The organism is Streptomyces lancefieldiae (assembly GCF_031845825.1).
In the GTDB taxonomy this organism is placed as follows: domain Bacteria; phylum Actinomycetota; class Actinomycetes; order Streptomycetales; family Streptomycetaceae; genus Streptomyces; species Streptomyces lancefieldiae.
This window is the reverse complement of record NZ_JAVRFH010000110.1, coordinates 1-9,178: the sequence shown is the minus strand read 5'-3', so window position 1 is coordinate 9,178 and position 9,178 is coordinate 1. Positions and strand designations below refer to the sequence as shown.

At 71.0% G+C, this 9,178-nt stretch carries 8 protein-coding genes; 2 read left to right on the top strand and 6 right to left on the bottom strand.

The genetic code is table 11. The features are described 5' to 3' along the window. Positions 1-40 precede the first annotated feature (40 nt). Genes RM812_RS39805 through RM812_RS39785 form a run of 5 tightly spaced genes read right to left on the bottom strand, consistent with a single transcriptional unit; the run spans position 41 to position 5,335 of the window. The gene (locus RM812_RS39805; RefSeq protein ID WP_311585513.1) at positions 41-1,420 is read right to left on the bottom strand and encodes a hypothetical protein; all 1,380 of its coding nucleotides are present in this window, start codon (positions 1,418-1,420) and stop codon (positions 41-43) included. A 22-nt stretch (positions 1,421-1,442) separates the two neighbouring features. Continuing rightward, the gene (locus tag RM812_RS39800; RefSeq protein ID WP_311585511.1) at positions 1,443-2,189 is read right to left on the bottom strand and encodes a hypothetical protein; all 747 of its coding nucleotides are present in this window, start codon (positions 2,187-2,189) and stop codon (positions 1,443-1,445) included. A 27-nt stretch (positions 2,190-2,216) separates the two neighbouring features. Further along, complete coding sequence (locus RM812_RS39795) at positions 2,217-3,221, bottom strand: Gfo/Idh/MocA family protein (RefSeq protein WP_311585509.1); 1,005 nt, start codon at positions 3,219-3,221, stop codon at positions 2,217-2,219. A 32-nt stretch (positions 3,222-3,253) separates the two neighbouring features. Further along, on the bottom strand, positions 3,254-4,330 hold the full coding sequence (locus tag RM812_RS39790) for an NAD-dependent epimerase/dehydratase family protein (protein WP_311585506.1): 1,077 nt from the start codon (positions 4,328-4,330) through the stop codon (positions 3,254-3,256). A 30-nt stretch (positions 4,331-4,360) separates the two neighbouring features. Further along, entirely contained in the window at positions 4,361-5,335 is a 975-nt protein-coding gene (locus RM812_RS39785; RefSeq protein ID WP_311585504.1) for a class I SAM-dependent methyltransferase, read from the bottom strand. A gap of 231 nt (positions 5,336-5,566) precedes the next feature. Here RM812_RS39785 and RM812_RS39780 point away from each other — a divergent pair, with 231 nt between their 5' ends. Then, entirely contained in the window at positions 5,567-6,850 is a 1,284-nt protein-coding gene (locus tag RM812_RS39780) for an XRE family transcriptional regulator (RefSeq protein ID WP_311585502.1), read from the top strand. 24 nt (positions 6,851-6,874) lie between these two features. Here the strand turns inward: RM812_RS39780 and RM812_RS39775 are convergent, their stop codons facing one another. Further along, positions 6,875-7,762, bottom strand: coding sequence for a glycosyltransferase family 2 protein (locus RM812_RS39775; RefSeq protein WP_311585500.1), 888 nt, complete (start codon positions 7,760-7,762; stop codon positions 6,875-6,877). A gap of 598 nt (positions 7,763-8,360) precedes the next feature. Here RM812_RS39775 and RM812_RS39770 point away from each other — a divergent pair. Then, a partial coding sequence (locus RM812_RS39770) for a radical SAM protein (protein ID WP_311585498.1) occupies positions 8,361-9,178 on the top strand: 818 nt, incomplete at its 3' end.

Here is a 9,178-nt window from a genome sequence, read left to right as displayed (position 1 = left end):
CGCATCAGCAGGTGCTCCTCGTGGGTGGGTAGGGGGGGGGTCAGGCGGCGGAGGTTGCGCCGACCATAGCCGGGCGCGGGGACGGGCCGGCCGGGGGCGCGGGCGGGCCGGGGAAGGCCGCGCGGCCCAGGGCGGTACCGCGCAGGTCGGCCAGGCGCGGGACGGGCAGGAGGTTGAGCTGTTCGGTGGGGTGCAGCAGCCCGCGTTCGCAGGGCTCGGCCACCCACGCGGTGCACGAGGCGCGGGTGAAGGCGAGGTTGAGGCCGAGCTCGCCCTTGGGCAGGACGCCGTTGAAGGGGACGGCGATGTTCTGGTTGTTCCAGTACGCGTACACGGAGGTCGCCTTCGCCTGTTCGAACACCGGGAAGAGCGCCGGGTAGCGGGGCAGGGTCCGCATCTCGCGGAAGACGAGCTGTCCGGCCAGGTGCGGTGCCAGGGTGGCCAGGGTGTCGAAGTCGGTGCCCGCGTGCCGGAAGGACACCAAGCCCGCGTCGCGGTCGGGGCCGAGTGCGGCGCACGCGAACAAGTGCGGCAGGCGTCGGCGTACGTAGGCGTCGGCGCCCAGGGCGAGCGCGGGGTCGATCCGGTCGATCAGCTCGGTGAGCTGGGCGCGGTCGGGGTTGAACAGGGCCAGGTCGAACAGGCGGCCCATCGTCTTGACGGCGGCGAACGCGACCTCCTTGTAGAGGCGGTTGTTCATCTCCCCGGCGAATGCGTACGCCTTGGTCTCGGGACTGGTGGAGTGCAGCAGGAGGTACTCGGACAGGACCTCGAAGTACAGGTAGCCCAGGAACGGCATGTGCGGGACGGTCGCGGCCAGCTGGTGGAAGAACGCGGTCGTGGAGGCGGTGTGCTCGCCGCGGGCGTCGGCGAGCAGCAGGTCCAGGAAGCCGGAAGCCTCACGGATCCGTCCCACGGCGCTCTGCCGGAGGTGGTCATCCTCGCCCGTGGTCAGGAAGCCGCGGTGGGCCAGGTAGGTGTCCAGGTGGATGCCGCCGAGGTGGAGGTAGTTCAGGCCCTTGGCCGGCGCGGGTGCTTCAGGGCGGACCTCGAAGACGAGAGTCTTGGTGTCGGGTTTGGTCCGCAGCAGGTAGGTGCCGAGATTGTGCGGGCGCAGTCCGTCGGGGGTGGCGGTGAGCGGGGCGCAGTACAGGGCGCCGACCAGGCAGCCTCCGGAGCCGTGGAGCTCGCCGGTGGCGCGGATGACGTCCAAGTAGGGCGTGGTGTGCATCAGGTGGACGGGCCCGCCGCTGGTGAGGGAGGCGAGCATCTGGTTGGTGCCAGGGTGCAGCAGGTGTCCGTTCGGGGCGCCGCGGTGGATGGCGAGCCAGTCGTCGGTGCTCTCGGCGAGCCCGCGGGGGCCGGGGAGTGCGGTGCGGGAGGTGTAGTCGGTGTGGACGGGGTCCCAGGCGGCGTACACGAGGGTCCTCCCCCTCTCTCTTCTATCGGGTCAGGGCGGTCACGGCGTCGGTGAGCGCGTCGCGGTGTCCGGCGCCGTGGAGGCGGGCTTGCTCGCTGTGGACGACCAGGCCGTGTGCGAGGGGCGGCAGCCAGTCGGGGACCGCCACGCGCAGGTGGATGAGGCTGGGCCACCAGCGCTTAAGCGGCAGGCGGTAGCGGTCCAGGCAGTCCGCGGCCTTGAGCAGGTCGGTCAGGTGCGGGGCCCGCTGGTAGGCGGTGTGCTGGGCGGGGGTGAAGGCGTCGTAGGGCAGGTTGTGCACGGCGATCGCCGAGGCCGCCTCTTTGCGCAGGGCCGGGGGGACGTCCTGTCCCAGGGCGGGAAGGACGTGCTCGGCGTGCTCGGTGAACCAGTCGGCCGCGCGTCGGCCGTGCTCGGGGTCGGCGCGGTCGTCGTGGCGGCGGCAGTCGTGGAGGGCGGCCGCGGTGGACAGCGCGGCGGTGTGCGGCCCGTCGAGCCTGTGGGTGCGGGCGAGGAGGAAGGCGAGGACACTGGTGCGGGCCCCGTGGCTGATGCCGTGCAGGCCCTCGGCCTGCACGGGGCTGGTGAACCACGCCGGGTCGGGGGTCAGCACGGGAATGTTGTCCGCCACAAGGCGGGGGGTGTCGGCGGCGGGCGGGGGCGGGTTGCCGGCGATCCAGTCGAGGGTGGCGGCGTCCATCCTCTGGTGCTCCGGCAGCGTCCGGGCGGCGGCCAACTCGCGCAGAGAGCGCTCAGGCTGAACAGGCACAGGGTCTCTCCCTCCGAGGGTGGACGGTCAGGTGAGGGCGAGCTCGCGGGCGGTCACCACGGTGGCCTGTCCGGAGCCCGCCGCCGTCAGCAGCGCCTCGGTCGCTGCCACGGCGTGCGCGCCCTCGGGCAGGGTCACCAGGCCGCGGGGGCCGGCCCCGAGGAGGGCGTCGCGCATCAGCCGGTGCTCGACGGTGAAGGGGGGTTCCTGCGCGGGCAGCGTGATCAGCCGTGCCTCGCCCCCCTGGACGCCGGGGAAGGACCCCGCTGGGGTCGGGGAGGCGGTGTTGGGGTGGTGGGTGAGGGTGCCTGCGATGGTGTCGGCGGTCAGGACCCCCGCCGCGGTGTGGACCTGGACCTGGCGGTGCTTGAACGGGGTGATCCAGTCGGCGTGGTGGTGGGCAAGGACCCCGCCTCGCAGGAGCGTGGTGGCGGTGGCCGTGTCCTCGTACGGGCCGGCCAGCGTGCGGGTGGCGGCGATGACCGACTCGATGGGCTGTCCGGCGAGCCAGGAGACCAGGTCGACGTCGTGGACCAGCAGGTCCAGGGCGACGCCGACGTCGAGGATGCGGCCGGAGTAGGGGCCCTGGCGTCGGGTCTCCATCTGCCACAGTTCGCCGAAGGCCCCGCCGTGAAGGAGCCGGGCGAGTTCGGCCAGGGGCGCCTGGTGGCGTTCGGTGTGCCCGACGGCGGCGAAGGTCCCGGTGCGGGTGAAGGCGTCGTGGATGCGGCGGGCGGCCGCGCCGGTGGGTGCCAGCGGCTTCTCGATCAGCGCGGGTACGCCGGCCGCAGCGAGGGCCAGGGCGTAGTGCTCGTGGGTCGCGCTCGGAGTGGCGATGACGCAGTAGTCCAGCTCCAGGCGCAGCATCTCCTCCACGTCCCTGTACAGGGGGATGTCGGGGAAGGCGGTGTGCTTGGCGGGGTCGAGGTCGCTGACGGCGATCAGGTCGACGCCGGGCAGGGCGGCCATGGTGCGGGCGTGGACGGTGCCCGCCCAGCCCAGGCCCACCACACCGGTACGCAGCTTCGTCACGGGGTTCTCTCCTTCGAAACAGGGGCGGCGGGTCACCGGGGGGCGGGGGCGCTCCAGGCGGCGATGCGGCTGGTGCTGGTCTCGGCGCGCATCCAGTCGGGGATCGCGTTGGGGGTGGTGCGCACCCAGTCGACGTAGCCGGCGATGCCGTCCGCGGCGCCGATGGCCGGCTGCCAGTCCAGGACAGTGCGCATGCGGGTGGTGTTGGCGCAGGCGCCGAGCGGGTCCTGGGCGACGCGGGGGGCGTTGACGATCCGGGCGCCGGGGAAGTGACGGGCCACGTGCTCGGCGACCTGGCGGACGGAGGTTTGGGTGCCGGTGCCGAGGTTGAGGGTCTGCCGGGTTGCCGCGGGCGCGGTGAGGCAGAGCCGCAGGGCTTCGGCGACGTCGTCGCGGTGGATGAAGTCGCGAACCTGCTGGCCGCCGTTGTTGAGCAGCAGCTGCTGCTCCAGAGCCGCGTACATGGTGAACTGCGCCACCACCCACGACGCGGCGCCCTGCTTGGGGACCTGGCCGGGCCCGTAGACGCTGAACGGGCGCACGATCGTGGAGTCCCGTCCGGCGAGGTCCAGGATCTGCCGGGTGTGCCCCTCGGCCCACAGCTTGGAGTTGGCGTAGATGTTCAGCGGGTCCAGCGGCTGGTCCTCGGTGAAGGAGCCGGCCCGCTCGCCGCGGGGGGCGTCCGGGGCGCCGTGGCCGTAGACCTGGGCGGTGGACAGCAGGACGAAGCGGCGGACGTGGGGGGCGGCGGCTACGGCCCGCAGCACGGTGTCGGTGCCCGCTAGGTTGGAGCGGAAGGCCTTGTCCGGGTCGGTGGTGCAACCGTGGACGGAGGAGTGGGCGGCGGCGTGGACGACGTAGTCGGCGTCGGCGACCATGCGGCGCACCAGTTGCTCGTCGTTGATGTCGCCGATGGTCAGTGCCGGGTCGGTGGGACCGGTGCCCAGCAAGGTCAGGGTCGTGGGCCCGTAGGCGCTCAGGTCGTCCAGCAGGGCCGGGCGTGCGCCGGCGCGGGTCAGGGTGGCGCGCAGCGCGGCGCCGATGAACCCGGCACCGCCGGTGATCAGAACATGGGCGCCGGTCAGGTTGTTGTGCAGCGGGGCAGGCACAGAGGTCTCCCGAGTGGAGGTGAGGAGGGGTCAGGAGCAGATGAAGTGGCCGGTGTACTTCGTCAGGGCGAAGTAGCCGGTGGTCTCGATGGCGGCCTGGACGCGGGCGTGCACGCGCTCCTCGAGTTCGGTGAAGAACGCCGGCGGCAGCCCTTCGCCCGGCCTGGAGCCGGCGCAGCAGTGGTTGCAGCTGCGGTAGAAGGCCATGAAGTGCTCGGCCTTGCCGAACTGCAGCTGGTCCTGCCAGTCCACGCGTTCAACGGACGCGAAGTGAGGGGCGAGCTGCTCGGCGCCGTTACTCAGGGAAATCCGGGCCTTGGGGGTGGCGCGAAAAAGCCTCTGGGGGGCGTTCATCTCGCGCAGCGCGGCGAAGTGGGCGTTCCACATCTCGACCATGGAGTCCGTGCGATCGGTGGCGAGCACGAACCGACCCCCGGGACGCAGAACCCGGCGTACCTCGGCGAAGCAGGCGTCCAGGTCGGTGACGTAGTGCGCCATGTAGACGGCCATCACCCGGTCGAAGCTGTCGGTAGCGAAGGCGCTCAGGTCGTCCGCGTTGCCCTCGACGAACTCGCACGGGGTGGCCACCCCGTCCAGCCGCTGCCGGGCGGCCTCCAGGGCGGCGGGGGCGATGTCGAAGGCGGTGAGATGGCCAGCGGCCAGGTAGGGGCGGATCCGGGCCAGGATTTCGCCGTTTCCGCAGCCCAGGTCCAGCAGTTCCTCGGTGCCCCGCAGGTCCAGGGCTCTGATCAAGTGATCGTGCAGGGCCAGCGGGTTCGTCCGGAACCGGTCGTGGGCCAGTTGCTTGGCATCCAGCTTGCTGGTGTCGGTGAAGTATCTGTCGCGGGCGTCCTCCGCTCGCAGCTCGAAGTGCTGCTCGGGAATGACCTCCAGGGCCAGAGCCTCCAGCTCTGGGGTGCTGAAGTCCAGGGGCGTCTCAGTAAACGACAAGGCGGTGCTCCGATCGTGGCCGTCCGGGGCGTTGGTGCCCGGTGGCAGATTCACTGCCGCGACCTCGGGCTGATCTCACCCTCGCTGCCGCCCGACCACGGGCGGAAGACACCCCGGCGGTGCCGTTGGGGTGCGTCAAGGAGCACGATCGGAGCACCGCCCGATGCTCTTCCACCCCGGGTGCCAAGCCGCTAGCGTCGCCCGGATATCCGCCCGTGCGGGGCCCTTGCAGGAGGAACAGTGGGGAAGATCCACCGGTTAGTCATCGCACGTCAGGCCCGGAACATGAACCGGCCTGATCTCGCCCGCGAACTGCGCAGACTGAGCGCCGAGCGCAAACGCCCCCTGGGAACCGCACCGTCCGGCGTCCTACGCTGGGAGGACGGCCGCGAACCCGAGATGGAGACACAGAAGCTGCTGGCCGAGCTGTTCGACATCGACCCGCACCTCGTCGACACCCACCCCTGGCCCCAGTGGCTCGAGTTCGACCCGCTTCAGCAGTACAGCGACTTCCCGTGGACCCCCCAAGGCGCGCTGGACGCGCTCAGAGACTCAGTCGGGAGTGACATGCATCGCCGGTCCTTCATCTTCGGCTCGTCGGCCCTGACCGCAGGCCTGTTCTCCTGGCTCACCGCCGACCCAGCGGCCGCGGGCGAGATCACCAGCGGCCGACGCATCGGCGAGGCCGCCGTCACCCACATCGAGCGCCAAGTCCGCGCCCTGCGCCGCACCGACGACGAGGACGGCGGCGGAACCCTGATCCGCGAGACCGCAGCGGCCAACGACATGGTCGCCGACCTTCTGACACACCGCAGCTACTCCCTCGACCACGGCCGCCGCCTCTACGCCGCGGCGGCCGACCTGGAACGGATGCGCGCCTGGGCCATCTTCGACGTTCACGGCACCTGCGACGACCGGATCTTCAAGTCCGCCCTGCACGCCGCGCACAGCGCCGACGACCAGATCCTGGGCGCGCACATCCTCACCTTCTGGGCTGCAGCCGCCTACAACTGCGACCGGCCCGCGGAGGCCGAGTCGATCGCCAGCGCGGCCCTGAGCGCCGTACGCGGCAAGGCCTCACCCCGCGTGCAAGCACTGGTCCACGCTCGCCGCGCCCGCGCCCGCTCCCACCTGCGTGACGAGCGCTGCTGGTCCGACCTCGACCAAGCCGAGCGACACCTTCACCGCGCGGAGCAGAGCCCGGACGAGCGGGAGCCCGAGTGGGCGTACTGGATGAACCTCGCCGAGTTCCAGGGCTCGCGAGCCTCCACCCAACTGGCCATGGGCCGCCCGGGCGACGCTGAAGCCACCTTCGCGGCCGCCGCCCGCGCCTTCGACGGAGGGGCAGTACGCACCCACGCCCTCTACCTCACCCGCATGGCCGGCGCGCAGTGGCTCCAAGGGCGCCACGAACAGGCGTGCGGCACCGTGCACCAGGCCCTGGACCTCACAGACCAGATCAGCTCGCAGCGCACGGTCGGCCCCCTTCAGGACCTCCTTGCCACTATGGCCTCGCACAAGACCCTGCCCGCCGTACGGGACCTTCGCGAACGGGTCGCCGCCGGCTGATCATCCCGACGGGGCCTGGGCGGGTCAGACGATCGGTGGGCGGCCGGCGCGCGTCAGCCGCCACACCGTGCGCCACGACATCGCCCGCCGCTCCCCCGCGTCCCCGCGCAGCCCTTCGGCGAATCCCTTGCACCACACCCCGAGATTTCCCGAGGACCGGAAGCGCCAGACGCTGATCAGGATCCAGGCGGCCAGGTACACGGGGATGAGCAGAGCCGGCAGGCGGCGGCGTGCGACCCAGACCCGGTTGCGGGCCACCATCCGGTAGAACGGCTTGTGCCGGGCCGGGTTCGTCGCCGGGTGGTGCACCTCGATGTCCCCGGCGTACCAGCCGACCCGGCCGAGGTCCCACAGCCGCCAGGACAGATCGACTCCCTCGTGGAAAAGGAAGAAGTGCCCGGGCCAGCCGCCCACCGCCTCGAAGTCCGCGCGGCGGACGAGGACGATGCCCTCGGCCATGACGGTGACGACCCCCGAGCGCCGGGCGTCGCCGGACCGCAGCCGGGGAACCCATCGGCCCAGCGTCTGGCCGGTGGCGGGGTCGGCGATGCGGGGCTGGACGTAGGCGGCCTGCGGATGCCGGTCGAACTCGGCGATCAGTCGGGTGAGGGTGTGCGGGTCCGGCAGGACCGCGTCGTTGTCGAAGAACAGCACAAACTCGGCGCCGTGAGCGGCCAGGGCGGCCGCGCCGACATTTCGGCCTTCCGGAATGCCGGTGTTCGCAGCAAGCGTGACGCTTTGCACACCTTCAGGAATGTAGTCGGGTTCCACGCCGTTTCCCACGATCACGACACGCAGGTCCACGTCCTGCTGGGCGAGGACCGAGGCCATCGCCGTGCGGAACTCCTCGTCACGATCGTTCATGGTGAGCACGACGACATCGACCGTGCGCTTGGGCGCTTCCCTGCTCACCTGGACCTGTCCTTCATTCGCTGGGGCTGCAACGCCGTCTCCACGAGGGCGCTCGCTGCTTTCGAGGGGCACAAGGGGTCACGGAGCTTGTCCGGACTGCGGCCCCGCGCAGCGTAGCGCCCGAGGCACCCGCAGAAGAACTCAGCAGGTTGACCCCGTGACGTAATCCGTAACAGTTGCTGAACAGGCGAACAAGGCGGTTCCCGGCGGCTTCGCGCCCCAGGCGAGGGCCGGGCTCCTCGCTCTCCGCCTTCCTGCACACCATTCGATCGGATCGCTGTCCCGTCGCGGGGCACGGTCGGCAGCGACCCGCGTCCGAGGTCAGCCGTCGGTTCGGGCTTGGCTACTGGCATGGCGGGAAAGCGCCATCACTCATCTGGGCTTTTCCCGCTGCCAAGGCCGCCGCATGAAACAGATTGAGACATGTCGCTGCGACCAAGCCTCGGGGATGCGCGTGGCAGGCGAAGCTCGTGTCAGGGTTTCGATCCCCTCAACGACAAACCCTGACATCGCGATTCGTCGAAGTCGTTGCTGATGGCAGAGGGCGACCGGGAGGCTGTGCAGCGTGAATGTCAGCGATGTCCGAGGGATGGGTGACATGCGCTTACCGCAGGTGCGGGTGACGGTGAACTCCCGCTGCAAGAGAAGCTGCTTCTACTGCCGGCCTTCGGGGGAGGCGGTGGCCACCCAGGCCGGCACCGACCTGGATCCGGACCGTCTCATCACCGTGGCGTCCGCGGTGCGGGCCCAGGGCGTCGACGGGATCAAGCTGACCGGAGGCGACCCGGCCCTGTACGAGCCGCTCGTCGAGGTGGTGCGCCGCCTGCGGCAGGAAGCGGGCATGCGCGAGGTCGAGGTGATCTCCCGGCATCCGCGGATCGGTGAGCTCGCCCCCGCCCTGGCCGAGGCCGGGACGACGCTGTTCAACGTGTCGCTGGACACCCTGGACGCCGGCCTGCACAAGGAGATCTGCGGTGTCGACGACCACGCCGAGGTCCTCACCGCGATCAGGCGCTGCGTGGCCACGGGCGTGCCGGTGAAGGTGAACGTGGTCGTGATGTCCGGGATCAACACGCCGGAGATCGAGCGGCTGATCGCGTTCTGCGAGGACGCCGGGGTCCACAGCGTGAAGCTGCTGGACGTCATCAAGGACCTCGGTGAAAGCAGCGAGAGCTTCACACGGCGGCTGGAGATCAAGCGGAAGGTGCAGCTGCCCGACCTGTACGTGCCGCTGGAGGAACTGGCGGGCGAGATGCGGGCCCGAGCGATCGACGAGGAAGTCGTGCAGCAGGGCGGGCTGGGCCACCCCATGACCGTGTTCACGATGCCGTCGGGCACGAAGGTCGTCATCAAGGACTCCTCGGCCGGCGCCTGGTACGGGGCGGTGTGCCGGGGCTGCCCCCTCTTTCCCTGCCA